Below are 26,078 nucleotides of genomic sequence, written 5' to 3'. Positions count from 1 at the left end.
CATGGGAGTTGCGATGACGAACGGCGTGGTGGAAACGGGTAACTGGACGGTTCTGGGCGGCGACGCCGCGCGGATCCGCGACGCGGTGTTCGTGCGCGAGCAGCAGATACCGCCGGAATGGGAACTCGACGACGACGATCCGCTGTCGCTCCATGCGGTGGCGTACCGCGTCGATGCGGCGACCGGCACGCGCCGCGCGGTCGCGACGGGGCGGCTGCTGCCGTCCGGCACGATCGGTCGCGTCGCGGTGCTGGCCGATGCGCGCGGGCAGGGCGTCGGGTCAGCCGTGCTGAACGCGCTGCTGGAGGCGGCGCGGCGCCGCGGCGAAATCGTCGTGCGGCTCTACGCGCAGGATTCGGCCGTGTCGTTCTACCTGCGGCACGGCTTCGCGGCGGTCGGTGAACCGTTCGTCGAAGCCGGCGTGCCGCACGTCGAGATGGCGCGCGCGCCGTAGCGCGGCGCCTGCTCGCGGGCTCAGCGCGGCGGCGTCGCGTCGACGTCGAACGTGAGGGCGCGCTCGAACGTGCCCGGGCGAACGGTGCGGTGCGAGCCGTCGTCGTCGCAGCGTTCCTTGATCTCGACCGTCAGCCGCACGCCTTCCTTCATCGTGACGCGCAGCGCGGTCGTGCCGCGCGTACCGTATTCGGGTGTCTCGATGAACGCAGCCGACAGCGCACGCTCGCGCTCGATCGGAATGCCGGTGTGCGGCAGGGCGTCGTCGTCCGCGACATGCGGGTCGCGCATCAACGCGATCAGTTCGTCGAGCGACGGGGTGGGATTGTCGGTGAGCAGCGTGCCGAGTTCCGCGCGCTTGCGCACCACTTTCGGCCAGGGCGTATCGAGCCGCGCATTCGACAGCGCGTGCACGCCGGGCGCGATCGCGACGGGTGCGGCGACAGCACTCTCACCTTCGGGCGCGCGATTGCAGAACCACGCGAGCTCACGCCGACGCCAGTCGCCGACGAGCAGGTTGAAGCCGTTGTAGACGGCCGCATGCTCCGCGAGCCGCCCGAGGTAGTCGAGCGGCGCGACGGACGGGCCGCCGAGGAAGTCGGACACGAGCTTGCCGCGGGTCGGTGCGCCCGCGCGGATGTCGAACGGCGCGCGGTAGTTCGTCAGCGCGGCGAAACGGCCGTCGCGCGACACGCCGAGCCACGTGCCGCCCGCTTCGAGATCGCGGCCGGCCAGCACGCCCGGTACATCTTCCCACCACGAGAGCGGCGCGCTGGTTCGACGAAAGAACTCGTCACGGTTGGCGGTGAGGGTAAAGACGGGACCGGCGGCGACATCGGGCTGCCAGTCGAAGGCAATCAGACACATCGGGCGAATCTCTCGCAGGAAACATCGGGCGCCGGCTGCGACTCGCGAGCCGGCGCGCGAACGGGTTGTCAGTGCATCACGCTTCCGTCGGCCACGCGTACGGCAGCGTATCGAACGCGAGCGCCGGGCCGTCGGCCGAACCGAGGTGCACCGTGCCGCTGTCGAGCGCGGCGAGCTTGATCTCGACGAGCGCGTCGACACCGCCCGCGGGCGCGGCCGCCGCGTTGACGATCATCCCGCAGGGCTGGCCGGGATCGTCGCTGTGGAACAGCTCGACGCCGGCATGGACGGTATCGGTCTCGCCGGCGACGTGCGCGAGCGCCGTGCGGCGCTTGATCGTGCCGCGGTACTGGCTGCGCGCGACGATTTCCTGGCCCGGGTAGCACCCTTTGCGAAAGTTGACGGCGCCGATCACGTCGTAGTTGACCATCTGCGGCACGAACTGTTCGACGGCAGGCTGCGTGATGCGCGGTTCGCCCGCGCGGATGTCGAGCCAGTCCCACACGGCCGGCGACACGACCGGCAGCGACCCGCCGAGCGCGGCGACGCGCGCGTCGACTTCCGCGCGCGGGCCGATCCACAGATAACGCTTGCGACCGGCTGCGTCGGGTACGCGGATCAGCGTGCCGGCGGGGCCGTCGACCTTCACGTGCACGCCGTCCGGCAGCGCGTCGAAGATGCCCGACAGCGTGTCGCGCACGTCGCCCGCGAAACCGACCACCGCGAGCGTGTCGCTCGCATCCGTCAGCTTCGCCTTGGCGCGCAGCACGAACATCGACAGCCGCTTCTGCACGGCGGCCTGCACGTCCTTCGACACCAGCAGGCGCACGCCGTGGCCGGCGCGCCACGCGAGGAACGAGCCGAGGAGGCGCCCCTTCGGCGAACAGTAGCCGGACAGCCGCGCGCTCGCGGCGTCGAGATGTTCGATGTCGTTGGTGAGCTGGCTGTGCAGGAACGTCGCGGCATCATCGCCGGCCACGTCGATCACGCCGAACTGCGGCAACGGCATGCAGGCGCCCGGCGCATCGAAATCGGCGGCGGACGGGCGGGGGAAAACGGGGAGCGAGGCGGGTGCGGCCTGAACTGCCGGTGAAGCGAACGGTGTGCTCATGGAATGAGGGAACAGTCAACCCTGACTTTGACGGAGGCGAGCAAGTATTATATGGGTCTTACCTGAGTCACGTTTCCATGTCCCTACTGAAGAAATGCGCCGCGACGATCGTGGCGCTGGCCGTCGTCGTGGCCGCTGCCGGCGCGGGCGGCGGATATTACTGGGCAACCCGGCCGCTGCTGCTGGGTTCGGCATCGCTCGACGTCACGATCAAGCCGCGCAGCAGCGTGAAGAGCGTCGCGCTGCAGTTGAAGCGTGGCGGCGTGCCGGTCGAGCCGCTCGGCTTCGTCGCGATGACGCGCGTGCTCGGGCTGTCGAGCCGGCTCAAGTCCGGCAACTACGAATTCAAGACCGGCATCACGCCTTACGAGGTGCTGCAGAAGATCGCGCGCGGCGACGTGAACGAGTATGTCGCGACGGTCATCGAAGGCTGGACCTTCAAGCGGATGCGCGCGGAACTCGACGCGAACCCCGATCTTGCGCACGCGACGGCCAGCATGAGCGACGCCGAGCTGCTGCGCGCGATCGGCGCGCCGGACAGCGCGGTGCAGCGCGGCAGCGGCGAGGGGCTGTTCTTCCCCGACACCTATCTGTTCGACAAGGGCACGAGCGACCTGAACATCTACCGGCGCGCGTACCATCTGATGCAGACGCGTCTCGACGAGGCCTGGGCCGCGCGCGTGCCGGGCCTGCCGTACAAGACGCCTTACGAAGCGCTGACGATCGCGTCGATCGTCGAAAAGGAAACGGGCCATGCGGCCGACCGCGCGTTCGTCGCGGCCGTGTTCGCGAACCGGCTGCGCATCGGCATGCCGCTGCAGACCGATCCGTCGGTGATCTACGGGCTCGGCGATGCGTACGACGGCCGTCTGCGCAAGCGCGACCTGCAGGCCGACACTCCTTACAATACCTACACCCGACGCGGGCTGCCGCCGACGCCGATCGCATTGCCGGGCGTGGCCGCACTGCAGGCGGCGATCAATCCGGCACCGACGAGCGCGCTCTATTTCGTCGCGAAAGGCGATGGCACGAGCGTGTTCTCGGATACGCTCGGCGACCACAACAAGGCCGTGGACAAGTACATACGAGGTCAATAATGGCGAGCGGTAAATTCATCACGTTCGAAGGCATCGACGGGGCGGGGAAGACCACCCACCTGCAATGGTTCTGCGAACGCCTCCAGGGCAAGCTGGCCGCGGCCGGCCGGCAAGTCGTCGTCACCCGCGAGCCGGGCGGCACGCAGCTCGGCGAGATACTGCGCGAGATCCTGCTGAACCAGCCGATGGATCTCGAGACCGAGGCGCTGCTGATGTTCGCCGCGCGCCGCGAGCATCTCGCGCTCGTGATCGAGCCGGCGCTCGCGCGCGGCGACTGGGTCGTATCCGACCGCTTCACCGATGCGACGTTCGCGTACCAGGGCGGCGGCCGCGGGCTGCCGCGCGACAAGCTCGAGACGCTCGAGCGTTGGGTGCAGGGCGGGTTCCAGCCCGACCTGACGGTGCTGTTCGACGTCGCGCCGCAGGTGGCGAGCGAGCGCCGCGGCGCCGCGCGCATGCCCGACAAGTTCGAGAGCGAATCCGATGCGTTCTTCTCGCGCACGCGCAGCGAGTACCTGCGGCGCGCGGAAGAGGCGCCGCACCGCTTCGCGATCGTCGATGCGACGCAGACGATTCCCGAGATCCGCCAGCAGCTCGAACGCGTGCTCGCCGCGCTGTAATTCGCAAGGAACGCACCCCATGATCTATCCGTGGCAAACCGACGACTGGAACCGCCTGCAGCAATTGCGCGCGCAATGGCCGCACGCGCTGCTGCTGCATGGCCAGGCCGGGATCGGCAAGCTGCAGTTCGCGCAGCATCTCGCGCAGGGCTTCCTGTGCGAATCGCCGCAACCGAACGGCGAGCCGTGCGGCGCCTGCGCGGCCTGCACGTGGTTCTCGCAGGGCAACCATCCGGACTACCGGATCGTGCTGCCCGAGGCGCTGGCGGGCGAGGCGCCGGGCGCCGCGGACGACGCGAAGGCGGCCGACGCGGACGAAGGCGGCAAGAAGACGCGGGCGCCGAGCAAGGAAATCAAGATCGAGCAGGTGCGCGCGCTGCTCGACTTCTGCGGGGTCGGTTCGCACCGCGGCGGCGCACGCGTCGTCGTGCTGTATCCGGCCGAGGCGCTCAACGTCGCCGCGTCGAACGCGCTGCTGAAAACGCTCGAGGAACCGCCATCCGGCGTCGTGTTCCTGCTCGTGTCGGCGCGCATCGACCGCCTGCTGCCGACCATCATCAGCCGCTGCCGGCAGTGGCCGATGGCGGTGCCGGCGCCCGACGCGGCCGCGGCCTGGCTCGCCGCGCAGGGCGTCGAGCATGCGCCGGCGCTGCTCGCCGAGGCCGGCGGTGCGCCGCTCGCCGCGCTGGCGCTCGCGAGCGACGAGAACCGCCCGCTGCGCGACTACACGCTCGGGCAGCTCGCGGCCGGGGCGGCCTGCGACCCGTTCGCGTGCGGCGAGACGCTGCAGAAGCTGCCGGTGCCGCTGGTGCTCGGCTGGCTGCAGCGCTGGCTGTACGATCTGCTCGTGCAGCGGATGGCGGGCGCGCCGCGCTACTTCCCGATGCACGCGGCGGCGCTCGCGCGCTGCGCGGAAGCGGTCGATGCGAACGCATTCGCCCGCTTCATGAAGGCCGTGACGCGGCAGCGGACGGTCGAGAACCATCCGCTCAACGCGCGGCTCGTATTCGAGGAATTATTTCTCGGATATCGGGAAATGTTCGCTTGATCCGGCATTGTTTCTCGCGGGTTGCGAAACGATGACCGGCCCACGCCGCGACGCGACCGTGGCCGTCCGGCCCGCGAACGCCGCCCGTTGCCGCATGCCGGTGCGCGCATGAGCGCCCGCCTTACGTATTAGGAAACACGATGTTCGTCGACTCTCACTGCCATATCAATTTCAAGGGCCTGGCCGACCGCCTGCCGGCCGTTCTCGAGAACATGCGCGAGCACGACGTCACGCACGCGCTGTGCGTGTCGGTCGACTTCGAGACGCTGCCGGAGGTCCTGGCGATCGCGGACGCGCACGACAACGTCTATGCGTCGGTCGGCGTGCATCCCGATCACGAGGACATGCACGAGCCGACGCTCGCGGAGCTCGTCGAGCTGGCCGCGCACCCGAAGGTCGTCGCGATCGGCGAAACGGGCCTCGACTACTACCGTCTCGAAGGCCGCTCGATCGACGACATGGAATGGCAGCGCGATCGCTTTCGCACGCATATCCGCGCGGCGACCGCGACGATGAAGCCGCTGATCATCCACACGCGCTCGTCGTCGGAAGACACGTTGCGGATCATGGCCGAGGAGCGTGCGGACGTGCCGGGCGGCGTGATGCACTGCTTCACCGAGCCGTGGCCGGTGGCCGAGCAGGCGCTTGCGCAGAACTTCCATATCTCGCTGTCGGGCATCGTCACGTTCAAGAACGCGACCGACGTGCAGGACGTCGCGCGGCGCGTGCCGCTCGACCGGCTGCTGATCGAGACCGACTCGCCGTACCTCGCGCCGGTGCCGTATCGCGGCAAGCCGAATGAACCTGCGTACGTCAGCCATGTCGGACGCTTTATCGCATCCGAGCGCGGGATCGCCGTCGAGGCGCTCGCCGATGCGACGACGCAGAACTTTTTCCGGCTGTTCAAGATCGCCCGCTAACGACGGGCGCGCAGCCGACAACCCAGGGAAGGAGCCCACAACAATGACGAAGCCGACCAACCATCTGCCGAAACGCGCACTCGTTGCCGCCGCGCTCGTCGCGAGCGGCCTGTTCGCGGCAGCCGGCGCGCATGCCGAATCGCTCGATGCGATCGTCAAGGCCGTCAAGTTCGACGACATCGCCGACATCGGCAAGCAGCTCAAGAGCGGCAAGCTCGACCCGAACACGATCGCGCCGAACGGCGACCCGCTGATCGTGATCGCCGCGCGCGAGAAGTCCGACAAGGTTGCGGCGGCGCTCGCCACGACGCCGAACGTCGACCTCGAGAAGGAAGACAAGGCCGGCGAAACCGCGCTGATGCTCGCGTCGCTGAACGGCGACGTCGGCCTCGCGAAGCTGCTGATCGACAAGGGCGCGGAAGTCAGCAAGAAGGGCTGGGCGCCGCTGCACTACGCGGCCACCAATGGCCAGGATGAAGTGGTGAAGCTGCTGCTCGACCACGATGCGTATATTGATACCGCATCGCCGAACGGGACGACGCCGCTGATGATGGCCGCACGCGGCAACCATCCGTCGACGGTCACGCTGCTGCTCGACCAGGGCGCCGATCCGCAGGTGAAGAACCAGCTCGGCATCACCGCGCTCGAATTCGCGAAGCACTACAACGCGCCGGACGCGATCGAGATCCTGAGCAAGCGGACGACCCGCATCGGGGCATCGACGCCGGCAGAGGCGCAAAAGAGTGCAAAATGACGGTTTTCGGTGCGGCAGACGGTGCCCGCCCGGCCGGATTCCGGCCGGAGCAGGGCGTCCCGGCGCCGCGCCGGCCAAGGTAGCAGGCGGTCTCGGGCCGCATTGACATAAGGAACCCCATGTTGCGCGCAATGTTTTGTGCCGCGGTGTTTGCCGTGCCGTTGTCGGCAGCGGCGTTCACGGGCGCTGATCTCGACCGGCTGTGCGCGAAGACGGACGTCAAGTCGCGGGCGTCGTGCGCGGCCTACATCGAAGGCGCCGCCGACGGCGTCTACAACACCATCGATGCGATCGGCGGCACGACGGGGCCGCGGGTCGGCCAGTATTTCTGCCTGCCGCCCGACATCCGGGCGCAGCAGATGACCGACGCGGTGCGCAAGTACATCGCGGAAAATCCGAAGCTGGCCGACTACAACGCGAGCACCGCGGTGTCGCTCGGTCTCGGCAAGGCGTTTCCCTGCAGGAGCGGCAGCTGACCTGACGCCGTGTCCGGGCCCGCGCGCGGCCCGCGCGTCGCCGACGCATCCAGGACGAGGCGTGCGCGCCTCATTACCCAAGGGCGCCGATGATTTCAATCGAGGAACTGCAGCGCATCACCGATGCGCCGCTGCATTCATGGCTCGGCACGCTGGCCGTGTCCGTCATCGTCTTGCTGGTCGTCACGGTCGTGCACCGTCTCGGCGCACGCATCGTCAAGCGCATCGCGCAGCCGTATCCGTTGATGAGCGCGATCCTGCGCTACATCGACAGGCCGTCGCTCGTCGTGCTCGCGCTGCTGGCGCTCGAATTCCTGTGGGTCCAGGCCGACGACGGCATGTCGTTCGTGCGCGGCATGCGCACGGCGGCGGCGGTCGGCTCCATCGTTTCGCTCACGTGGCTGCTGGTGCGGCTTGCGGCCGGCGTCGGCGACGCCATCATCCAGGCCCATCCGATCGATACGGCCGACAACCTGCAGGCCCGGCGCATCCATACGCAGGCCAAGGTACTCGTGCGGACCGTGATGGTGCTGATCGTGATCATCGGCACCGGCGCCGCGCTGATGACGTTCCCGAACGTGCGCCAGGTCGGCGCGAGCCTGCTGGCGTCGGCCGGTGTCGCGGGGCTGGTCGCCGGTATTGCCGCGCGGCCGGTGCTCGGCAACCTGATCGCCGGGCTGCAGATCGCGCTCACGCAGCCGATCCGGCTCGATGACGTGGTCGTGATCCAGGGCGAGTGGGGGCGCATCGAGGAAATCACCGGGTCGTTCGTGTCGGTGCGGCTATGGGACCAGCGGCGCCTCGTCGTGCCGCTGCAGTGGATCATCGAGAATCCGTTCACGAACTGGACGCGCAGCAGCTCGGAAATCATCGGCACGGTCTATCTGTCGGTCGATTACCGCACGCCGCTCGCGCCGCTGCGCGAGGAGCTCGCGCGGCTCGTCCACGCGGCACCGGAGTGGGACGGCCGCGTGCAGGTGCTGCAGGTGACCGACGCGACGGAGCGCACGATGCAGTTGCGCGCGCTCGTCAGCGCGGCCGATTCATCGTCGTGCTGGGATCTGCGCTGCCGCGTGCGCGAAGGGCTGATCGCCTACCTGCAGGACCGCTATCCGCAATGCCTGCCGCGCAGCCGGATGGAACTGTATCCGCACGATGCCGCGCCGGATGCGCCGAATCCCGAACGGCCGCACGCGCGCTCGCCCGCCGCCAGCACGGCGGCCAATACCGCGGCCGACCCGCAGACCGCCGAAGGCCGCTGACAGCGGCCCGCATGCTCACCGTCCATCGTCATGACCGCGCTGAACACGCTCGCCATTGCCAATTACCGCTCGCTGCGCGAGCTGATCGTGCCGCTCGCGGCGCTCAACGTCGTCACGGGGCCGAACGGCAGCGGCAAGTCGAGCGTGTACCGCGCACTGCGGCTGCTCGCCGATACCGCGCAGGGGCGCGTGATCCCGTCGCTTGCCCGCGAAGGCGGGTTGCCGTCGACGCTGTGGGCCGGCCCCGAGCGCTTTTCGCGGGCGATGCTGGACGGCGACGCACCGGTCACCGGTACGGTGCGCAAGGGGCCCGTGAGCCTGAAGCTCGGCTTCGCCTGCGACGATTTCGGCTACGCGATCGATCTCGGCATGCCGGTGAAGAACGACGCGACGCAGTTCTCGCTCGATCCGGTGGTGAAGCGCGAGTGCATCTGGGGCGGCGCGATGTTGCGCCCGTCGACGCTGCTGGTCGACCGTCAGGGCGCGCAGATCCGCGCGCGCACCGCCTCGGGCGACTGGCAGACGATTCCGCAGCCGGTGGCGAGCTTCGACAGCATGATGACCGAGTTCGCCGATCCGACCGGCGCACCCGAGATGATCGCGGTGCGCGAACGGATCCGCTCGTGGCGCTTCTACGATCACTTCCGGACCGATGCGCAGGCGCCGGCGCGACAGTCGCACATCGGCACCCATACGCCGGTGCTCGCGGACGACGGCGCCGACCTGGCCGCCGCGTTGCAGACGATCCGCGAGATCGGCGACGGCGCGGCACTCGATGCGGCGCTCGACGACGCGTTTCCCGGCGCGTCGGTCGAGATCGACAATCCGGGCGGCCGTGGCCGCTTCGACGTGCTGATGCGCCAGCCGGGGCTGCTGCGGCCGCTCGCGGCGGCCGAGCTGTCGGACGGCACCCTGCGCTACCTGCTGCTCGCGGCCGCGCTGCTGACCCCGCGGCCGCCGGCGCTGATGGTGCTGAACGAACCGGAGACGAGCCTGCACCCCGATCTGCTGCCGGCGCTCGGCCGCCTGATCGCGCAGGCGGCGCAGCGTTCGCAGGTGCTCGTCGTGTCGCACGCCGCGCGGCTCATCGCGACGCTCGAGCGCGAGGCCGGCTGCGAATCGCTGGTGCTCGACAAGCAGCTCGGCGCGACCGGGCTCGTCGATGCCGATACGCGCGACCTGCCGCCGTGGAAGTGGCCGTCGCGCTGACGGGCAAGGCGGGGGCGCGCGTTCGGGCGCGATCGGCGCATAGGGGGCCGGATCGGCCCGACGGGCGGAATGTATCCTGCCTGTAACAACACCCATAAAATGAAAGACGGGCGGTTCCGCGCGGCGGGATCGCGAATAATGAAGGGATATCCAGCCGGCGCTGCATGGGGGCGGGGCGTGAAAGCCCGAAGGCCCGCCGGCCATGCCGCAACGGACAGGACACAGGAGACGTGGACCATGAGAATTGCCCAGATCGCGCCGCTGACCGAATCGGTGCCGCCGAAGCTGTATGGCGGCACGGAGCGCGTCGTGTCCTACATCACCGAGGCGCTCGTCGAGCTCGGCCATGACGTGACGCTGTTCGCGAGCGGCGATTCGACGACGCGGGCGAAGCTCGAGCCGGTCTGGCCGCGCGCGCTGCGGCTCGATTCGTCGATCCGCGACCGGGTCGCGCCGCACATGCTGCTGATGGAGACGGTCGCGCGCCGCGCGAAGGACTTCGACGTGCTCCATTTCCACATGGACTACTACTCGTTCTCGGTCTTCAACCGGCAGGAAACGCCCTACGTGACGACGCTGCACGGCCGGCTCGACCTGCCCGAACAGCAGCCGGTGTTCGACACGTTCAACACGGCGCCGGTGATCTCGATCTCGAACGCGCAGCGCCAGCCGCTGCCGCAGGCGAAATGGCTGACGACGGTCTACCACGGGCTGCCCGATACGCTGTACATGCCGCAGCCCGTCGAGCCGCGCTATCTCGCGTTCCTCGGCCGCATTTCGCCGGAGAAGCGCGTCGACACGGCGATCCGCATCGCCCGCCAGTGCGGGCTGCCGATCAAGATCGCCGCGAAGATCGACGCGGCCGACGAGGAATACTTCGAGCGCGAGATCAAGCCGCTCTTCGCGTTGCCGCACGTCGAATTCGTCGGCGAGATCGCCGATCACCAGAAGGCCGAATTCCTGTCGGGCGCGCATGCGCTGCTGTTCCCGATCGACTGGCCGGAGCCGTTCGGTCTGGTGATGATCGAGGCGATGTCGTGCGGCACGCCGGTGATCGCGTTCAACCGCGGCGCGGTGCCGGAAGTGGTGGACGAGGGCGTGTCGGGTTTCATCGTCGAGGACGAAATCAGCGCGGTGGCCGCCGTGAACCGGCTGCACCTGCTGCCGCGTGCGCGCGTGCGGCAGCGCTTCGAGGAACGCTTCACGTCGCGCCGCATGGCGCAGCAGTACGTCGACGTCTACCAGTCGGTGATCCGCGCGCAGAAGCGCTCGCGCTTCAAGGTGATCGACTCGACGACCTGACGCGCGACGCGCACGACATGCGCGGATGAAAAAACGGCGATGCCCGCAAGGACATCGCCGTTTGTGCATGGCCCGCGCGCGGTGCGCACGGGCGGTGCGCGAGCGTCAGATCTTCAGCTTCGTGACCTTCGTGCCGTTGATCGACACGTCGCCCATCAGGCCTGCGTTCGTCAGCACGACGACCTGGACCGGCGCGGTGGCCGTGTTGGAGTCGACCGCGCCGTTCGCGCCCATCTTCACGAGCGCGACCGATGCGCCGGCGCCGGCTGCCCAGCCGTCCGAGCCGCGGAATTCGTCGAGCGCTTCCTGCGTCATGAACAGGAACACGATCGCCTTCGACTGCGCACCGGCCTGCAGGCCGACCGACAGCGACGACGTGTTGTAGTAGCCGACCGTGCTGCCGCCGACGCGCAGTGCGCCGTTGCCGGACTGGCCGCCGACGATGAAGCCGGCCTGGATGACGTCCGGGAAGACGAGCACGCCGCGCGACTTCGCGACGAGTTCGCGCGAACCCTTGACCGTGGAGTACATGCGCGACAGCGTGGCGTCGACGCTCGAGTCGATTGCCTGGCGCTTCGACGCGCTCGTTGCGGCGTTGTCCGGCTTGTCCGGGGTGGTGGTGCAACCGGTGAGCGCAAGGCTACCGACGATGAGCGCAGCGGCGGCTTTCAGCACAAGATTCCGTTTTTGCATCGTTCTTCTCCATCGGATGATGTTCGGAGTGAGTCTCGCTCAGGGAGCGGATCACGTCGGCAGTTATATCACAGCGGATTACAGCCTCTTTTCATTGCGACGTGAAAAAGCGTCAAATCGCGTGGGGATGTCGCGGCGCGCCAACGGACGAACCGGCACCCCCGCGCCGACCTCGGGTCGGCATGCGGCAAACACGGGGGTCTATCGGATGTCGGCGCCTGCCGCGCATCAGTGCGTGACGGGTGGAACAGGCGGCTTGATCGGGGGACGGCGCAGCGCGCGGCGGATCAGCGCGATCACGACGCCGCAGGCGAACAGGAACGCGGCCGGCACGACCCAATAGCCGACGAACGCGTGCCACAGATAGCCGGCGAGCGTATTGCGGCGCACCACGTATTCGTCGCGGGCCGCTTGCTGGCGCGGCGCATTGGCGGCGAGCACGTCGGCCGGGCAGCCGGCCGCGCGCGCCTCGTCAGGATCCCCGTGGCACTTCGCGGCGGCGCCGGCGGCCTGCTGCGCATCGGTGAGCTGCCAGGTGGTCAGCGCGAGTTGCAGGTCCGCCTTGTTGTACGCCATCTCCTCGCGGATCTCGCGCACGGCGACGATCGCAACGGGCACAGCCCAGAATACGATCACGATCAGCCAGCGGCGGAACCAGCGGTGTTGTCTCCATGCCATCCATGCCTCCGTTTGACGCGTGTGCGCGTCTGTCTCGAGGGCGGCCCGATGGCGCTTCTTGTACTTGGATGGGCCGCGTTGCAGCCATCATAGAAGAAAACGCGGCGAATTGCCGCACCATGTGGCGGCGCCGGCACGGCGAGCCGGGGAAGCGGGGCGGGAGCCGTCACAAAAGCGCGGAAGAGGCGCGCGGGCGGGGCGCGTCGATGCGCGTGCAACGAAAACAAGAATGCCGCGCCCGCCGAAGCGGTGCGCGGCATTCGATACGGGAGCGCCGGAACTCAGGCGGCCGGCTGGCTGCTCAGGCAGCTCTTCATGAACGCCTTGCGGTCGTCGCCTTTCTTGCCGGTGGCCTGCGTGTTGCACGCCTTCATCTTTTCCTGCTGCGACATCGCCTTCGCGGGCTTCGCCGACAGGCAGTCCTTCATGAACGCCTTGCGTTCGTCGCCCGTCTTGCCGGCTGCCTGGGTGTTACAGGCCTTCATCTTGTCCTGCTGGCTGTTCGCCGCGAACGCGGGGGAAGCCAGCATGCCGCCGAGAAGCACTGCGGCTACGAGCGATTGGATTTTCATTTCGACACTCCCATGGGGTGAATTGCGTGTTATCGACGCCGTCACGAAGCACCGTGCAATGAGGATAGGGTCGCATCGCACAGCGCGCTCCGATTATGGCAAATCAATGTGAAAACACCAAAACGGCACTTTCTATAACGTTGCGGACACCATGGCCGTTGACGGCACGTGTTGCCGAACGATCGGGACAAACCATGATGCGCGGCGGACAGCGTCGGTCGCCACGCCGGAACCCGGCCGCAAGCCTTTACAATCGCGGCCATGAATACTTCGAATTCCGCATCCCCTTCGTCCGCGGCGGCCCTGCCGCGCATCGCCGTGCTCGCCACCGGCGGCACGATCGCCGGTGCCGCGCCCGACGCGGCCAGCACGGCCGGCTACCAGGCCGGCGCGCTCGGCGTCAATTTCCTGGTCGACGCGGTGCCGGCGCTCGCGTCCGTCGCGCGCGTCGACGCCGAGCAGATCGCCGGCATCGACAGCAAGGATCTCGCGCTGCCGCTGTGGAATACGCTCGCCGCGCGGATCGACGCGCTGATGGCCGACCCGGCGGTCGACGGCATCGTGATCACCCACGGCACCGACACGCTCGAGGAAACCGCGTACGCGCTGCACCTGGTCGTCAACGGCGACAAGCCGGTCGTGCTGACGGCCGCGATGCGGCCGGCGACCGCGCTGTCGTCCGACGGCCCGCTGAACCTGCTGAATGCGGTGACGGTGGCCGCGCATCCGTCCGCGCGCGGGCAGGGCGTGCTGGTCGCATTCAACAACCGGATCCACGGCGCGCGCGACGTCGTGAAGACGAGCACCTATGCGGTCGATGCATTCCAGTCGCCGGAGCTTGGCGCGCTCGGCTGGGTGCAGGATGGCCGGGTCGAATTCGCCCGCCGCGTCACGCGTTCGCGCGACACGCCACTGGCGATCGCCACCGCGTGGCCGCCTGTCGAAGTCGTCGCGAGCTACGCGGGCGTGACGCGCACGGCCGTCGACGCGCTCGTCGCGGCCGGCGTGCGCGGTCTCGTCGTCGCGGGGACGGGCAACGGCTCGATCCATGCGACGCTGCAGGCGGCGCTGGCCGATGCGGTGAAGGCAGGCGTCGCGGTGGTTCGCGCGTCGCGCGTCGGTTCGGGGCACGTGATGCGCAACGGCGCCGCGAGCGACGATGCGCTCGGCTTCGTGAGCGCAGGGTCGCTGAACCCGTTCAAGGCGCGCGTGCTGCTGATGCTCGCGCTCGCGAACGGCATTCACGGCCGCGATGCGCTGCAACGCGCGTTCGATACGCTGTGACCGGCTGATCGACGGGCGCGGCGCGGGCCGCGCGCGTCACCATGAAAAAAGGCAGGCCATCGGCCTGCCTTTATTTGTCCGTCAGTCCGGCAACAATGCTCAGGACTGCGGCGGAATCACGAGCTTCTGGCCCGGGTAGATCCGGTCCGGGCTCGACAGCATCGGCTTGTTCGCCTCGAAGATCACCGGGTACTTGTTCGCGTCGCCGTAGACTTCCTTGGCGATCGCCGACAGCGTGTCGCCCGGCTTCACGTCGTGGTACTGCACTTCCGGATCGTCCGGCTGCAGATCGTCGTCGTTGACGCCCGCGACGCCTTGCACGTTGCCGGCCGCGACCTTGACCTTGGCCTTCGTGTCGAGGTCGGCGACGCTGCCCGACAGCGTCACGGTGCGCGATGCGCCGTCGAACGCCACGGTCAGGTTCGACGTATCGAGACCCTGCGTGTTGATGTAGTTCTTGATGGCATCGGCCGCGGTCTGGTTTGCGGCATTCGGATCTTCCGCGGCTTGCGCATCGGCATGACCCAGCAGTTTTTCGCCCGCCTCTTTGATAAACGAAAGAAGACCCATCGTTGCACTCCTTAGGTGGTTGAAAAGAAAACGCGCCGTGAAGTGGCGAAAAAAACACCGCGCTGGGCGCGGTCACCGGAGGTGAACGCTAGCGCGGCGATTTTCTCGAAAGGCGTGGCGAAAGTGTAGGCGTTCATGACGACGATTGCATGAAAAATCGCACGCTCGAACGTAAAGAAATGTAATACGCGAAATCCGACAGGCGGACACCCGACGACGACGTCTGACCGACCAAGGCTTCCCCGGCGTCGCCGGGTGCCGCTGCGGACCCCACCACGCCGCTCTCAGCCCAGAGCGGCGTTTTTCGCCCCGTCCTGCATGCCATCGGCAGTGCAGGGCGGGGCGCCCCACCGTGATGCGCAAGTGCGTGGCGCCTCGCGCATCGATGCGACCGGCCGTGCCGGTCACATGTGTCTGTCGCGCGCGTCCGCCATCGCGGCGGAAACGCGCATCGTTGCAGCCGTGTTACGCGGCCGGCGTCTGGCCGATCTCGAAGTTCGACATGATCTCGAGCGCGCGCACGAGCGCCGAGTGATCCCAGGCCTTGCCGCCGTGCGACGCACACACGCTGAACAGTTGCTGCGCGCTCGCGGTATGCGGCAGCGCGAGGCCGAGCTTGCGTGCGCCGTCGAGCGCGAGGTTCAGGTCCTTCTGGTGCAGCTCGATGCGGAAGCCCGGATCGAACGTGCGCTTCGTCATCCGCGCGCCGTGCACTTCCAGGATGCGCGACGCGGCGAAGCCGCCCATCAGCGCCTGGCGCACACGCTCCGGATCGGCGCCCGAACGTGCGGCGAACAGCAGCGCTTCGCCGACCGCCTCGATGTTCAGCGCGACGATGATCTGGTTCGCGACCTTGCAGGTCTGGCCCGCGCCGTTGTCGCCGACGAGCGTGATGTTCTTGCCCATCTTCTCGAACAGCGGCCTGGCGCGCTCGAATGCCGCCTCCGGGCCGCCGACCATGATCGTCAGCGTCGCTTCGCGTGCGCCGACTTCGCCGCCGGACACCGGTGCGTCGAGGTAGTCGCAGCCGAGTGTGTTGATCTGCTTCGCGAATTCCTGTGTGTCGAGCGGCGAGATCGAGCTCATGTCGATCACGAGCTTGCCGGCCGAGAGGCCCTTCGCGACGCCGTCGTCGGCGAACAGCACGTTACGCACGTCCGGCGTATCCGGCACCATCGAGATGATGATGTCCGCGTTCTTCGCGACTTCGGTCGAGTTCGCGACGACCTTCGCGCTCGTGCGCAGGTCGTCCGGGATCGGGAACGCGCCGTTCACGACGAGCTGATGGTCGCCCTTGAGCAGGTTGCGCGCCATGTGCGCGCCCATGATGCCGAGGCCGATGAAACCGATGGTTGCCATGTGAAAGTCTCCTATAGGGCTGAAAACGGAAAGGGCGGATCTCAGGCGGCGCGACGCGCCGAGCCCGGTGCGCAGCCGGCGACGCTGTGCAGCCAGCCGAGGCCTTCCGTCGTGGTGGTGCGGGGCTTGTACTCGCACCCGACGTAGCCGGCATAGCCGAGCCGGTCGAGCAGCGCGAACAGGAACGCGTAGTTGATCTCGCCCGTGCCCGGCTCGTTGCGGCCCGGGTTGTCCGCGAGCTGGACGTGGCCGATCGATGCGAGGTTGCGTTCGATCGTCGCGGCCAGTTCGCCTTCCATGCGCTGCATGTGATAGATGTCGTACTGCAGGAACAGGTTGTCCGAGCCGACCGCGCGGATCACGTCGAGCCCTTCCGACGAGCGGTTCAGCGCGAAGCCCGGGATGTCGAAGCTGTTGCACGGCTCGACGAGCAGACGGATGCCTTCGCGCTTCAACGCGTCGGCGGCAAAGCGCAGGTTGTCGACGATCGTGACGAACGTCTTGTCGCGCGCCGTGCTGGCCGACGGGATGCCGACGAGGCAGTTCAGCTGCGGCACCTTCAGCGCCTTCGCGTACTCGATCGCACGGCCGACCCCTTCCTGGAACTCGCCGACGCGATCGGGCAGGCATGCGATGCCGCGCTCGCCCTGGTCCCAGTTGCCGGCGGGCAGGTTGTGCAGCACGAGGCGCAGGCGATGCGTCTCGAGCCGCTCGGCGAGTTCCTCTTTTGCGTACGGATACGGGAACAGGAACTCGACGGCGTCGAAGCCCGCGTCGGCGGCCGCCTTGAAGCGGTCGAGGAACGGCACTTCGTTGAACAGCATGGTCAGGTTTGCAGCAAACTTCGGCATGAGCTAAGCCTCTTCGGTCGGTCAGTCAAAAATGTCGTGCGGTTCAGTCGAGCATCGAGATAGCGGTCGGTGCGTGCTCGGCCTTTTCGGCGAGATCCTCGAATTCGTTGATCGCGTCGATTTCGGTGCCCATCGAGATGTTCGTCACGCGCTCGAGGATCACTTCCACGACCACCGGCACGCTGAACTCTTCCGCGAGCGTTTGCGCCTGGCGCAGCGCCGGCTCGATCTCTTCCGGCTTGAACACGCGCAGCGCCTTGCAGCCGAGGCCTTCCGCGACGGCCACGTGGTCGACGCCATAGCCGTTCAGTTCCGGTGCGTTCACGTTGTCGAATGCGAGCTGCACGCAGTAGTCCATATCGAACGCACGTTGCGCCTGGCGGATCAGCCCGAGGTACGAGTTGTTCACGACGACGTGCACGTACGGCAGCTTGAATTGCGCGCCGGCGGCCAGTTCTTCGATCATGAACTGGAAGTCGTAGTCGCCGGACAGCGCGACGATCGGGCGGCTCGGGTCCGCTGCCCGCACGCCGAGCGCGGCAGGAATCGTCCAGCCGAGCGGGCCGGCCTGGCCGCAGTTGATCCAGTTGCGTGCCTTGAACACGTGCAGGAACTGCGCGGCGGCGATCTGCGACAGGCCGATCGTGCTGACGTAGCACGTATCGCGGCCGAACACCTTGTTCATCTCTTCGTACACGCGCTGCGGCTTGACCGGCACGTTGTCGAAGTGCGTCTTGCGCTGCAGCGTGCGCTTGCGTTCCTGGCATTCCGAGACCCAGGCGCTGCGGTCCTTCAGCTTGCCGGCGGCCTTCCATTCCTGCGCGACGGCGACGAACAGTTCCAGCGCGGCTTTCGCGTCCGACACGATGCCGAGATCCGGGCCGAACACGCGGCCGATCTGCGTCGGCTCGATGTCGACGTGCACGAACTTGCGGCCCTTCGTGTAGACCTCGACGCTGCCCGTGTGGCGGTTCGCCCAGCGGTTGCCGATGCCGAGCACGAAGTCGGACGCGAGCAACGTGGCGTTGCCGTAGCGGTGCGACGTCTGCAGGCCGACCATGCCGGCCATCAGCGGGTGGTCGTCGGCAATCGCGCCCCACGACATCAGCGTCGGGATCACCGGCACGCCGATCGTTTCGGCGAACTGGACGAGCAGGTCTTCGGCCGCTGCGTTGAGCACGCCGCCGCCCGACACGATCAGCGGCTTGTCCGCGTCGTTGAGCATCGCGAGCGCCTTCTCGATCTGCGCGCGGGTGGCCGCGGGCTTGTAGACCGGCAGCGGTTCGTACGTGTCGATGTCGAATTCGATTTCGGCGAGCTGCACGTCGATCGGCAGGTCGACCAGCACCGGTCCCGGACGGCCCGAGCGCATCAGGTGGAATGCCTGCTGGAACACGCGCGGCACGAGCGCCGGCTCGCGCACGGTGACGGCCCACTTCGTGACGGGCTTCGCGATCGACTCGATGTCGACGGCCTGGAAGTCTTCCTTGTACAGGCGGGCACGCGGTGCCTGGCCGGTGATCGCGAGGATCGGAATCGAGTCGGCGGAAGCGGAATAGAGACCGGTGATCATGTCGGTGCCGGCGGGGCCCGACGTGCCGATGCACACGCCGATGTTGCCCGGGGCCGCACGCGTGAAGCCTTCGGCCATGTGCGACGCGCCTTCGACGTGGCGTGCCAGTACGTGGCTGATGCCACCCGACTTGCGCATGGCCGAGTAGAACGGGTTGATCGCTGCGCCCGGCACGCCGAACGCGGTCTGGATGCCTTCTTTCTCGAGCACGAGCACAGCTGCGTCGACGGCTCTCATCTTGGCCATGAATGTCTCCTTGAATGGGGTGGATCTTGCAAATGGGTCTGTTGGGGACACTTTAGGGATGCAGGAAAGGTTTGATAAGATCAGCCGAAGTCGCTTTTTTCGAAACTAAAAGTATGGAATGACGGCTGGGCGGGGCTTTCCGCCGATGCCGGCATAGAGACGGAGACGGGAGATGGATCGCTTCAAGCAGATCGAGACGTTCGTGCGGGTGGCCGATGCCGGCAGCCTCGCGGCGGCGGCGCTCGAGGAGGGCGTGTCGCCGGTGGTGCTCGGGCGGCGCATCGACGCGCTCGAAAAGCGTCTCGGCGTGAAGCTGATGTACCGCTCGACGCGGCGCCTCGTGGTCAGCGAGGAGGGTGCCGCGTTCCTCGAGCGCTGCCGCGGCCTCCTGTCCGAATGGGACCAGGCCGAGAACGAGCTGGCCGCCGGGCGGCGCGCGGTCAGCGGGCACCTGATCGTGTCCGCGCCGGCCGCATTCGGGCGCAAGCACGTCGCGCCGCACGCCCCCGGCTTTCTGGCCGACAAGCCCGAGATGCAGCTGTCGTTCAACCTGACCGACCGCGTCGTCGATCTCGTGCGCGAAGGCTACGACCTGTCGATTCGGATCGGCGGGGCCGTCGATCCGAACTTCGTCGCGGTGAAGCTCGCATCGAACCGGCGCGTCGTGTGCGGCACGCCCGAGTATTTCCGCCAGCACGGCCGGCCGAAGTCGCTCGACGACCTGCTCAGGCACAACTGCCTGGCGTTCAACCTGCAGGGCGGGCAGAACCGCGGCTGGTATTTCCAGCGCCACGGCAAGATCGCGACGATGCGCGTGGCGGGCAATCTCGACTGCAACGACGGCGAACTGCTGCACCGCTGGGTGGCCGAAGGTCTCGGGCTCGGCTGGCGCTCCACCTGGGAAATCGCCGCGCAGCTCGAGACGGGCGAGCTGGAAACCGTGCTTGACGAATATGCGTTGCCGGACTACGACATCCTCGCGGTCTACCCGCAGCAGCGCTACGTGCCGGCGCGTGTGCGCTACTTCATCGACTACCTGCGTGCTGCTTACGCGAGCCCGGGCTACTGGAGCACCACGCCGTAACGGCGCGGACGGCCCGGCCACCGGGCTGTCCGGCATTTTTTTACGCTTCGGGCGTGCGGCGTGGGAATAAACTCGACGCAACGACGGTAAGGTCATCGAGCGTGCACGTTGCCAGTCTGTCCGGGCGCCGTGCTCGGAACGGGCGCGGCTTCGGCCGCCGGGACCAGGGAGGCCATGTGGGGCAAGCCGGACAGGCGATCGAAGAGCGGTCGGCGGACGACGCGGTGGCGCGCGGCGAGCGGTTTCGTGCGCTGGTGCTGCCGCATCTCGACGCCGCGTACAACCTCGCGCGCTGGCTGAGCGGCAACGCCGGCGATGCGGACGACGTCGTCCAGGACGCGTGCATGCGCGCCCTGCGCTTCGTCGATTCGTGTCGCGGCGACAACGCCCGGCCGTGGCTGCTGACGATCGTGCGCCACACCTGGTACACGGAATGGCGGCGCCGCACGCATGCGCACGAGGTTGCGCTGCCCGACACGCTCGACGACACCGACGTGCCCGACGACTGGCAACCCGCGACCGACGATCCGCTCGCGCACCTGCTGCGCGGCGAGAACGTGCGGCTCGTGAACGAAGCGCTCGCGAAGCTGGCACCCGAATACCGCGAGGTGCTCGTGCTGCGCGAGATGGAGGACCTGAGCTACCGCGAGATCGCGGCGATCGCGGACGTGCCGGTCGGCACCGTGATGTCGCGGCTCGCACGCGGCCGGCGCAAGCTCGCCGCGCTGCTGGGCGGCGAGCCGGCGCCGGCGGCCGCAGGCAGGCCCGGCCGTACGCCGGCTGGCGGAACCGCATCGGAGGCTATCGATGGACTGTAACGAAGCGCGAGCGTTGCTGGACGCGGACGTCGACCGCGAGCTGTCGGCGCCCGATGCGTTGCGGGTCCAGCAGCATGTCGAAGGGTGCGAAGCGTGCCGCCGTGAACGCGCGCGGATCGTCACGCTGGTGCAGGCCGTGCGCCAGGCCGACTACCATCGTGCGCCGGATGCGTTGCGGGCCAGCATTCTCGCGAGCCTGCCGGCAGCGGCCGATGCGCCCGTGCGCGAGCAGGCGCAGCCCGAACCGAAGTCAAGGCCGCAGGCGCGTCCGCGTGGCCGCCGCTGGTTTTCGTGGCTGACGGATCAAGGCGGAGCAGCACGCCCGGCGTCGGCCGGCATGGGGCCGCGCGTGGCTGCGCTGCCCGGCCTCGGCTGGGGCGTCGCGCTGCTGGTGGCGCTTGCCGCGGCGGGCGGGATGACGTTGTCCGCCCGCCATGCCGATACCGACCGCACGGTCGACGAACTCGTGTCGAGCCACGTGCGGGCCGACCTGTCGGCGCGCGACATCGACGTGATCTCGACCGACCGGCACACGGTCAAGCCGTGGTTCAACGGCCGGATCGACTATGCGCCGCCGGTCGAGGATCTCGCGGCGGACGGCTTCGCGCTGGTCGGCGGCCGGCTCGACTACGTCGGGCGGCGTCGCGTCGCGGTGCTCGTCTACCGTCACCGGCAGCACGTGATCGACGTCTACGTGCGGCCGGCCGGCGAGGGGCCGGGAGCGCCGTACACGACCGTGTCGCAAGGCTACGCGCTCGACCGCTGGGAGGCGGCCGGCATGACCTGGTGGGCCGTGACCGACGCCGAACCGTCGGCGCTCGCGGCATTCAGGACCGCGCTCGATGCGCGACTCGGCGTGACACGCACCGAGTGACGGCGGCGGGCGCGGCCTGCCGCTTGCCGCGCGTTTTTCCGTTCCGACCCTGACCGGGAAATAAGCCGAAACGCGGCCGACCTGCCGGGTTCGCCCCTTCAAGTCTTTGAAAACATGGCCGAATCCGTGCACGAGCCGTCGATTGGTCTTGCGCGCGCCCCGTATTCGGGTTAGAATCTTCGGCTTCTCACTTGCCACACCGGTTCAGACGCCCGGGTGGCTTTAATCCACAAGGAGTGTGTAATGCGTCATTACGAAATCGTATTCATCGTGCACCCCGATCAGAGCGAGCAAGTGCCCGCGATGATCGAGCGTTACAAGACCACGATCACGTCGCACGGCGGTCAGATCCACCGCGTCGAAGACTGGGGCCGTCGCCAACTGGCCTACATGATCGAGAAACTCGCGAAGGCTCACTACGTCTGCATGAACATCGAGTGCGACCAGACGACGCTCGACGAACTCGAACACGCGTTCAAGTTCAACGACGCCGTGCTGCGCCACCTCATCGTCAAGATGAAGAAGGCCGAAACCGGCCCGTCGCCGATGATGAAGGAAGTTCAGCGCGAAGAAGCCAAGAAGGCGGCTGCAGCTCAGCCGACCGAAGCGCAGGCTTAAGTTCGTCATTCATTAAGCCATCAAGGGGCGCGTCACTCACGTGAACAGGTTGCAATTGACGGCGAGCGTCGTCGAACGCGCACCGGTGCGATATACGCCGGCAGGTGTTCCGATCGCAAGCGCCACATTGCATCACCGCACGGAAGTCGTCGAAGCAGGCATTCCCCGTCAGGTCGAAATGACGATCGAGGCGGTGGCGGCCGGTGAGGCGAGCGGCAGGCTGGAAAGCCGTGAAATGGGCGTCGAAACGCTGTTCACGGGCTTCCTGGCAAAGAAAAGCCGCAACGCGAGAACCTTGGTGTTTCACATCACAGCATTGCAGGACATTGGAAAGGACTGAAATCATGCCCCGCCCGACTGGTAAGAAATTTGACAAGCGTCGTCAGCAACAAAACCCGCTCTTCAAGCGCAAGAAGTTCTGCCGTTTCACGGCTGCAGGCGTCGAGCAGATCGACTACAAGGACACGGAAACGCTGAAGGACTTCATCGGCGAAAACGGCAAGATCACGCCGGCTCGTCTGACGGGTACGAAGGCGCACTATCAGCGTCAGCTGGATACGGCCATCAAGCGTGCGCGTTTCCTCGCGCTGCTGCCGTACACCGATCAGCACAAGGCGTAATCAGGCGACGCAATAAGGAGAATTCGAATGCAAATCATTCTGTTGGAAAAAGTCGCCAATCTGGGTAACCTCGGCGACATCGTCAAGGTCAAGGACGGTTACGCTCGCAACTTCCTGATCCCGAACCGCAAGGCTCGCCGTGCAACGAAGGAAGCGATCGCCGAATTCGAAGTTCGCCGCGCCGAACTCGAAAAGATCGCCGCTGAAAAGCTGGCAGCATCGCAGGCAGTCGGCGAGAAGCTGAACGGCCAGTCGTTCGAAATCACGCAGAAGTCGGGCGTTGACGGCCGTCTGTTCGGCTCGGTCACGAACGGCGACGTCGCGGAACTGCTGAAGAAGGCAGGTTTCGAAGTCGAGAAGCTGCAAGTTCGCATGCCGGAAGGCCCGCTGAAGATGATCGGCGAGCACAACGTCCAGGTCGCGCTGCATACGGACGTCGTCGTCGACGTCACGATCAACGTGATCGGCGACCACGCGTAAGCGTACGCAAGCTTTCCGGGCGGCTTCCGCCGTCCGGACAAGGGCAGGCGCCCGGGCAACCGGGGCCTGCCTTTTTTATTGCTCGTTCGCCGGTGGCCGGTATGGCGCCGTCCTGTGTAATTCGCGATAATCCCAACCCATGAACGCGCCGCAAGATCCTCAAATCGAATCGCTGAAAGTCCCGCCGCATTCGGTCGAAGCCGAGCAGTCGGTGCTCGGCGGCCTGTTGCTCGACAACGCGGCCTGGGACCGGATTGCCGACTTCCTGTCGCAGGGCGATTTCTACCGCTACGACCACCGGATCATCTACGAGCACATCGGCCGCCTGATCGCGTCGACGCGCCCGGCCGACGTCGTGACCGTGTACGAAGCGCTGACCACGTCCGGCAAGGCCGACGACGTCGGCGGGCTGGCCTACCTGAACGCGCTCGCACAGAACACGCCGAGCGCGGCGAACATCCGCCGCTATGCGGAAATCGTGCGCGACCGCGCGGTGCTGCGCCGGCTCGTGTCGGTTGCCGACGAAATCTCGGCCGATGCGTTCAACCCGCAGGGCAAGGAAGTCCGCCAGCTGCTCGACGAGGCCGAATCGAAGGTGTTCTCGATCGCCGAAGAGGGCGCGCGCGGCAACCAGGGCTTCCTCGAGATCGGCCCGCTGCTCACGCAGGTCGTCGAGCGCATCGATACGCTGTACCACACGGCGAACCCGAGCGACGTCACGGGCACGCCGACGGGCTTCGTCGACCTCGACCGGATGACGTCCGGGATGCACGGCGGCGAACTGATCATCGTCGCAGGGCGCCCGTCGATGGGTAAGGCGCAGCCGCTCGATGCTCGCGTCAGGACGCTCGCCGGCTGGAAGCGGATGGGTGAGCTGGCGGTGGGCGATCAGTTGGCTTCGGCCGATGGCGCGCCATCGGCGGTGACCGGCATCTATCCGCAGGGGGAGCGGCAGGTGTACCGCGTCCGCTTCTCGGACGGTCGTTCTGCCGAGTGCTGCGACGAGCATTTGTGGTGCGTCCATTACCGGGAGTGGGCGAAGCCTCGCATCCTGAGCACGGCGGAAATCCGTACGCTGCTGACGCGCGAGCGCTATCGCAACCGTTTGTGGATCGACATGGCGAGCGGTGATTTCGGGCATACGGAGGCGCTGCCCGTCGACCCGTGGGTACTCGGCGCTTTGCTCGGCGACGGCTCGATGGGGGGTACGGCGGTGCGATTCAGCGTCAAGGCCGAGGAGACGCTGGAGCGGATGCGTGCGCGGGTCGATGCGACGCTCGAACTCGAACATGCGGGGCGGTACGACTGGCGAATCAAGCGCCGGCCGGCCGGTTCGGTATCGCGGCCGACGGTCAACCCGTTGAAGGCGGCGCTCGAGCGGCTTGGTGTCTGGGGGCGCACGAGCTACGACAAGTTCATTCCGCGCGAGTACCTCGACGCGGGCAAGGACGCGCGACTTGATCTGTTGCGTGGGTTGCTCGATACCGATGGCTGGGTCGAATCCTGGGGCACGGTGCGTTACTCGACCGCGAGTCCGCAACTTGCGCGCGACGTCCAGGAGCTGGCGCGCTCGCTCGGCGCCTGGTGCCAGATTTCGGAAAAGGCGACCAGTTTCACGTCGCATGGCCAGCGCGTGGCCGGCGTGACGGCGTACGTGTGCACGATCAGCCATCCGGATCCTCAGGATCTTTTCCTGTTCGAGGGTAAGCGCGAGCGGCTGGCGAGCGGGCGTTCGCGCCGCAAGATGCCGGTGATCGTCGGCATCGAGCCGACGCGTCGCACGGCGACGCAGTGCATTTCGGTGTCGCATCCGTCGCGCTTGTACGTGACCGACGACTATGTCGTGACGCACAACACCGCCTTCTCGATGAACATCGGCGAATACGTCGCGGTCGAGTACGGGCTGCCGGTCGCGGTGTTCTCGATGGAAATGCCGGGCACCCAGCTCGTGATGCGGATGCTCGGCTCGATCGGCCGGCTCGACCAGCACCGGATGCGCACGGGCCGCCTGACGGACGAGGATTGGCCGAAACTGACGCACGCGGTGCAGAAGATGAGCGAGGCGCAGCTCTTCATCGACGAAACCGGCGGCCTGAACCCGATGGAATTGCGCTCGCGCGCCCGGCGGCTGGCGCGGCAATGCGGCAAGCTCGGCCTGATCATCGTCGACTACCTGCAGCTGATGTCGGGTTCGTCGCAGGGCGAGAACCGCGCGACCGAAATCTCGGAAATCTCGCGATCGCTGAAGAGCCTCGCGAAGGAACTCGACGTGCCGGTGATCGCGCTGTCGCAGCTGAACCGCGGTCTCGAACAACGCCCGAACAAGCGCCCGGTGATGTCGGATTTGCGTGAATCCGGCGCAATCGAACAGGACGCGGACGTGATCCTGTTCATCTACCGTGACGAAGTCTACAACCCGGACAGCCCCGACAAGGGCACGGCCGAAATCATCATCGGCAAGCAGCGTAACGGCCCGATCGGCCCCGTTCGGCTCACGTTCCTGGGGCAATACACGAAGTTCGACAACTTTGCAGGGGCGCAGACGTTCTACGGCGAGTAACGCCGGTTGTAAAGCCCTAAATCGCCAAACGTTGTATCCAATCCCGGCGCGTGCATGTGCGCGCGTCGCGGCGCGACCG

General features: G+C 67.3%; 29 protein-coding genes. 19 read left to right on the top strand and 10 right to left on the bottom strand.

All coding sequences use genetic code 11. The features are described from left to right. The first annotated feature begins 13 nt into the window (after nucleotides 1–13). Nucleotides 14–454 carry a GNAT family N-acetyltransferase gene (locus CFB47_RS11225; RefSeq protein ID WP_089461182.1) on the top strand — a complete coding sequence of 147 codons (441 nt, stop codon included), beginning with the start codon at nucleotides 14–16 and terminating at the stop codon, nucleotides 452–454. Between the two features lie 20 nt (nucleotides 455–474). On the opposite strand, the gene CFB47_RS11220 is transcribed toward CFB47_RS11225, so the two are convergent. Beyond that, nucleotides 475–1,320: an NRDE family protein gene (locus tag CFB47_RS11220; RefSeq protein ID WP_089440281.1), complete on the bottom strand. Its 846-nt coding sequence runs from the start codon at nucleotides 1,318–1,320 to the stop codon at nucleotides 475–477. 76 nt (nucleotides 1,321–1,396) lie between these two features. After that, nucleotides 1,397–2,431 (bottom strand): folate-binding protein YgfZ, encoded by a 1,035-nt coding sequence (locus tag CFB47_RS11215; protein WP_089461181.1) that lies wholly within the window; start codon nucleotides 2,429–2,431, stop codon nucleotides 1,397–1,399. Between the two features lie 77 nt (nucleotides 2,432–2,508). On the opposite strand from CFB47_RS11215, the gene mltG reads away from it, so the two are divergent. The 9 genes from mltG (at nucleotide 2,509) to CFB47_RS11170 (ending at nucleotide 11,119) form a co-directional block, all read left to right on the top strand. Then, nucleotides 2,509–3,528, top strand: coding sequence for an endolytic transglycosylase MltG (gene mltG, locus CFB47_RS11210; RefSeq protein ID WP_089440279.1), 1,020 nt, complete (start codon nucleotides 2,509–2,511; stop codon nucleotides 3,526–3,528). Then, complete coding sequence (gene tmk, locus CFB47_RS11205) at nucleotides 3,528–4,148, top strand: dTMP kinase (protein ID WP_089461180.1); 621 nt, start codon at nucleotides 3,528–3,530, stop codon at nucleotides 4,146–4,148. Before mltG ends, tmk begins: the two co-directional genes overlap by 1 nt. Nucleotides 4,149–4,167: 19 nt before the next feature. Further along, nucleotides 4,168–5,196 (top strand): DNA polymerase III subunit delta', encoded by a 1,029-nt coding sequence (locus CFB47_RS11200; protein ID WP_089461179.1) that lies wholly within the window; start codon nucleotides 4,168–4,170, stop codon nucleotides 5,194–5,196. A gap of 140 nt (nucleotides 5,197–5,336) precedes the next feature. Then, nucleotides 5,337–6,116, top strand: coding sequence for a TatD family hydrolase (locus CFB47_RS11195; RefSeq protein WP_089461178.1), 780 nt, complete (start codon nucleotides 5,337–5,339; stop codon nucleotides 6,114–6,116). A gap of 43 nt (nucleotides 6,117–6,159) precedes the next feature. After that, entirely contained in the window at nucleotides 6,160–6,870 is a 711-nt protein-coding gene (locus CFB47_RS11190; RefSeq protein ID WP_089440277.1) for an ankyrin repeat domain-containing protein, read from the top strand. Nucleotides 6,871–6,989: 119 nt separating this feature from the next. After that, nucleotides 6,990–7,346, top strand: coding sequence for a Rap1a/Tai family immunity protein (locus tag CFB47_RS11185; protein ID WP_089440276.1), 357 nt, complete (start codon nucleotides 6,990–6,992; stop codon nucleotides 7,344–7,346). A gap of 89 nt (nucleotides 7,347–7,435) precedes the next feature. Then, nucleotides 7,436–8,608, top strand: a complete 1,173-nt coding sequence (locus CFB47_RS11180; protein ID WP_089440275.1) for a mechanosensitive ion channel family protein — start codon at nucleotides 7,436–7,438, stop codon at nucleotides 8,606–8,608. Nucleotides 8,609–8,638: 30 nt separating this feature from the next. After that, on the top strand, nucleotides 8,639–9,817 hold the full coding sequence (locus CFB47_RS11175) for an AAA family ATPase (protein ID WP_089440274.1): 1,179 nt from the start codon (nucleotides 8,639–8,641) through the stop codon (nucleotides 9,815–9,817). A gap of 237 nt (nucleotides 9,818–10,054) precedes the next feature. Continuing rightward, on the top strand, nucleotides 10,055–11,119 hold the full coding sequence (locus tag CFB47_RS11170) for a glycosyltransferase family 4 protein (RefSeq protein ID WP_089456357.1): 1,065 nt from the start codon (nucleotides 10,055–10,057) through the stop codon (nucleotides 11,117–11,119). A gap of 105 nt (nucleotides 11,120–11,224) precedes the next feature. Here CFB47_RS11170 and CFB47_RS11165 read toward each other — a convergent pair whose 3' ends face one another. The 3 genes from CFB47_RS11165 to CFB47_RS11155 form a co-directional block, all read right to left on the bottom strand. Further along, nucleotides 11,225–11,812: a YSC84-related protein gene (locus CFB47_RS11165; RefSeq protein ID WP_089456356.1), complete on the bottom strand. Its 588-nt coding sequence runs from the start codon at nucleotides 11,810–11,812 to the stop codon at nucleotides 11,225–11,227. Between the two features lie 228 nt (nucleotides 11,813–12,040). Next, on the bottom strand, nucleotides 12,041–12,490 hold the full coding sequence (locus CFB47_RS11160; RefSeq protein ID WP_050013249.1) for a hypothetical protein: 450 nt from the start codon (nucleotides 12,488–12,490) through the stop codon (nucleotides 12,041–12,043). A 281-nt stretch (nucleotides 12,491–12,771) separates the two neighbouring features. Next, nucleotides 12,772–13,062: a PsiF family protein gene (locus CFB47_RS11155; RefSeq protein WP_043188161.1), complete on the bottom strand. Its 291-nt coding sequence runs from the start codon at nucleotides 13,060–13,062 to the stop codon at nucleotides 12,772–12,774. Between the two features lie 261 nt (nucleotides 13,063–13,323). Between CFB47_RS11155 and CFB47_RS11150 the strand changes: the two genes are divergently transcribed. Beyond that, nucleotides 13,324–14,346 (top strand): asparaginase, encoded by a 1,023-nt coding sequence (locus tag CFB47_RS11150; RefSeq protein ID WP_179258938.1) that lies wholly within the window; start codon nucleotides 13,324–13,326, stop codon nucleotides 14,344–14,346. A gap of 99 nt (nucleotides 14,347–14,445) precedes the next feature. Here the strand turns inward: CFB47_RS11150 and lysM are convergent, their stop codons facing one another. The 5 genes from lysM to gcl all read right to left on the bottom strand — a co-directional run bounded on the left by lysM (nucleotide 14,446) and on the right by gcl (nucleotide 18,945). After that, entirely contained in the window at nucleotides 14,446–14,916 is a 471-nt protein-coding gene (lysM, locus tag CFB47_RS11145; RefSeq protein WP_039367010.1) for a peptidoglycan-binding protein LysM, read from the bottom strand. A gap of 11 nt (nucleotides 14,917–14,927) precedes the next feature. Then, nucleotides 14,928–15,053, bottom strand: coding sequence for a hypothetical protein (locus CFB47_RS41730; protein WP_256940921.1), 126 nt, complete (start codon nucleotides 15,051–15,053; stop codon nucleotides 14,928–14,930). A 328-nt stretch (nucleotides 15,054–15,381) separates the two neighbouring features. Continuing rightward, the gene (locus CFB47_RS11140) at nucleotides 15,382–16,275 is read right to left on the bottom strand and encodes a 2-hydroxy-3-oxopropionate reductase (protein ID WP_089461176.1); all 894 of its coding nucleotides are present in this window, start codon (nucleotides 16,273–16,275) and stop codon (nucleotides 15,382–15,384) included. A gap of 41 nt (nucleotides 16,276–16,316) precedes the next feature. Continuing rightward, a complete protein-coding gene (gene hyi, locus CFB47_RS11135) occupies nucleotides 16,317–17,126 on the bottom strand; it encodes a hydroxypyruvate isomerase (RefSeq protein WP_021162122.1) in 810 nt (269 codons plus the stop codon). A 43-nt stretch (nucleotides 17,127–17,169) separates the two neighbouring features. After that, the gene (gene gcl / locus CFB47_RS11130) at nucleotides 17,170–18,945 is read right to left on the bottom strand and encodes a glyoxylate carboligase (protein WP_089440270.1); all 1,776 of its coding nucleotides are present in this window, start codon (nucleotides 18,943–18,945) and stop codon (nucleotides 17,170–17,172) included. A 172-nt stretch (nucleotides 18,946–19,117) separates the two neighbouring features. On the opposite strand from gcl, the gene CFB47_RS11125 reads away from it, so the two are divergent. The 8 genes from CFB47_RS11125 to dnaB all read left to right on the top strand — a co-directional run bounded on the left by CFB47_RS11125 (nucleotide 19,118) and on the right by dnaB (nucleotide 25,999). Continuing rightward, the gene (locus tag CFB47_RS11125; RefSeq protein WP_089461175.1) at nucleotides 19,118–20,029 is read left to right on the top strand and encodes a LysR family transcriptional regulator; all 912 of its coding nucleotides are present in this window, start codon (nucleotides 19,118–19,120) and stop codon (nucleotides 20,027–20,029) included. Between the two features lie 176 nt (nucleotides 20,030–20,205). Continuing rightward, a complete protein-coding gene (locus tag CFB47_RS11120) occupies nucleotides 20,206–20,847 on the top strand; it encodes an RNA polymerase sigma factor (RefSeq protein ID WP_089461174.1) in 642 nt (213 codons plus the stop codon). Further along, complete coding sequence (locus CFB47_RS11115) at nucleotides 20,837–21,721, top strand: anti-sigma factor (RefSeq protein WP_089440268.1); 885 nt, start codon at nucleotides 20,837–20,839, stop codon at nucleotides 21,719–21,721. Before CFB47_RS11120 ends, CFB47_RS11115 begins: the two co-directional genes overlap by 11 nt. Nucleotides 21,722–21,964: 243 nt before the next feature. After that, on the top strand, nucleotides 21,965–22,339 hold the full coding sequence (gene rpsF, locus CFB47_RS11110) for a 30S ribosomal protein S6 (RefSeq protein WP_006402295.1): 375 nt from the start codon (nucleotides 21,965–21,967) through the stop codon (nucleotides 22,337–22,339). Between the two features lie 40 nt (nucleotides 22,340–22,379). Further along, nucleotides 22,380–22,679: a primosomal replication protein N gene (priB, locus tag CFB47_RS11105; RefSeq protein WP_011657069.1), complete on the top strand. Its 300-nt coding sequence runs from the start codon at nucleotides 22,380–22,382 to the stop codon at nucleotides 22,677–22,679. Between the two features lie 4 nt (nucleotides 22,680–22,683). Next, the gene (gene rpsR, locus CFB47_RS11100) at nucleotides 22,684–22,959 is read left to right on the top strand and encodes a 30S ribosomal protein S18 (protein WP_006486248.1); all 276 of its coding nucleotides are present in this window, start codon (nucleotides 22,684–22,686) and stop codon (nucleotides 22,957–22,959) included. Between the two features lie 27 nt (nucleotides 22,960–22,986). Beyond that, nucleotides 22,987–23,439: a 50S ribosomal protein L9 gene (gene rplI / locus CFB47_RS11095; protein ID WP_021156519.1), complete on the top strand. Its 453-nt coding sequence runs from the start codon at nucleotides 22,987–22,989 to the stop codon at nucleotides 23,437–23,439. Between the two features lie 139 nt (nucleotides 23,440–23,578). Then, complete coding sequence (gene dnaB / locus CFB47_RS11090) at nucleotides 23,579–25,999, top strand: replicative DNA helicase (RefSeq protein ID WP_089440267.1); 2,421 nt, start codon at nucleotides 23,579–23,581, stop codon at nucleotides 25,997–25,999. Nucleotides 26,000–26,078 lie beyond the last annotated feature (79 nt).

This window comes from Burkholderia sp. AU27893 (assembly GCF_002223205.1).
Taxonomy (GTDB): Bacteria; Pseudomonadota; Gammaproteobacteria; order Burkholderiales; family Burkholderiaceae; genus Burkholderia.
This window is presented reverse-complemented; position numbering and strand designations above follow the sequence as displayed.

Coding starts and splice junctions, on each gene's coding strand:
- CFB47_RS11225 (WP_089461182.1), top strand. CDS start 14: ATGACGAACGGCGTGGTGGAAACGGGTAACTGGACGGTTCTGGGCGGC.
- CFB47_RS11220 (WP_089440281.1), bottom strand. CDS start 1,320: ATGTGTCTGATTGCCTTCGACTGGCAGCCCGATGTCGCCGCCGGTCCC.
- CFB47_RS11215 (WP_089461181.1), bottom strand. CDS start 2,431: ATGAGCACACCGTTCGCTTCACCGGCAGTTCAGGCCGCACCCGCCTCG.
- mltG (WP_089440279.1), top strand. CDS start 2,509: ATGTCCCTACTGAAGAAATGCGCCGCGACGATCGTGGCGCTGGCCGTC.
- tmk (WP_089461180.1), top strand. CDS start 3,528: ATGGCGAGCGGTAAATTCATCACGTTCGAAGGCATCGACGGGGCGGGG.
- CFB47_RS11200 (WP_089461179.1), top strand. CDS start 4,168: ATGATCTATCCGTGGCAAACCGACGACTGGAACCGCCTGCAGCAATTG.
- CFB47_RS11195 (WP_089461178.1), top strand. CDS start 5,337: ATGTTCGTCGACTCTCACTGCCATATCAATTTCAAGGGCCTGGCCGAC.
- CFB47_RS11190 (WP_089440277.1), top strand. CDS start 6,160: ATGACGAAGCCGACCAACCATCTGCCGAAACGCGCACTCGTTGCCGCC.
- CFB47_RS11185 (WP_089440276.1), top strand. CDS start 6,990: ATGTTGCGCGCAATGTTTTGTGCCGCGGTGTTTGCCGTGCCGTTGTCG.
- CFB47_RS11180 (WP_089440275.1), top strand. CDS start 7,436: ATGATTTCAATCGAGGAACTGCAGCGCATCACCGATGCGCCGCTGCAT.
- CFB47_RS11175 (WP_089440274.1), top strand. CDS start 8,639: ATGACCGCGCTGAACACGCTCGCCATTGCCAATTACCGCTCGCTGCGC.
- CFB47_RS11170 (WP_089456357.1), top strand. CDS start 10,055: ATGAGAATTGCCCAGATCGCGCCGCTGACCGAATCGGTGCCGCCGAAG.
- CFB47_RS11165 (WP_089456356.1), bottom strand. CDS start 11,812: ATGCAAAAACGGAATCTTGTGCTGAAAGCCGCCGCTGCGCTCATCGTC.
- CFB47_RS11160 (WP_050013249.1), bottom strand. CDS start 12,490: ATGGCATGGAGACAACACCGCTGGTTCCGCCGCTGGCTGATCGTGATC.
- CFB47_RS11155 (WP_043188161.1), bottom strand. CDS start 13,062: ATGAAAATCCAATCGCTCGTAGCCGCAGTGCTTCTCGGCGGCATGCTG.
- CFB47_RS11150 (WP_179258938.1), top strand. CDS start 13,324: ATGAATACTTCGAATTCCGCATCCCCTTCGTCCGCGGCGGCCCTGCCG.
- lysM (WP_039367010.1), bottom strand. CDS start 14,916: ATGGGTCTTCTTTCGTTTATCAAAGAGGCGGGCGAAAAACTGCTGGGT.
- CFB47_RS41730 (WP_256940921.1), bottom strand. CDS start 15,053: ATGAACGCCTACACTTTCGCCACGCCTTTCGAGAAAATCGCCGCGCTA.
- CFB47_RS11140 (WP_089461176.1), bottom strand. CDS start 16,275: ATGGCAACCATCGGTTTCATCGGCCTCGGCATCATGGGCGCGCACATG.
- hyi (WP_021162122.1), bottom strand. CDS start 17,126: ATGCCGAAGTTTGCTGCAAACCTGACCATGCTGTTCAACGAAGTGCCG.
- gcl (WP_089440270.1), bottom strand. CDS start 18,945: ATGGCCAAGATGAGAGCCGTCGACGCAGCTGTGCTCGTGCTCGAGAAA.
- CFB47_RS11125 (WP_089461175.1), top strand. CDS start 19,118: ATGGATCGCTTCAAGCAGATCGAGACGTTCGTGCGGGTGGCCGATGCC.
- CFB47_RS11115 (WP_089440268.1), top strand. CDS start 20,837: ATGGACTGTAACGAAGCGCGAGCGTTGCTGGACGCGGACGTCGACCGC.
- rpsF (WP_006402295.1), top strand. CDS start 21,965: ATGCGTCATTACGAAATCGTATTCATCGTGCACCCCGATCAGAGCGAG.
- rpsR (WP_006486248.1), top strand. CDS start 22,684: ATGCCCCGCCCGACTGGTAAGAAATTTGACAAGCGTCGTCAGCAACAA.
- rplI (WP_021156519.1), top strand. CDS start 22,987: ATGCAAATCATTCTGTTGGAAAAAGTCGCCAATCTGGGTAACCTCGGC.
- dnaB (WP_089440267.1), top strand. CDS start 23,579: ATGAACGCGCCGCAAGATCCTCAAATCGAATCGCTGAAAGTCCCGCCG.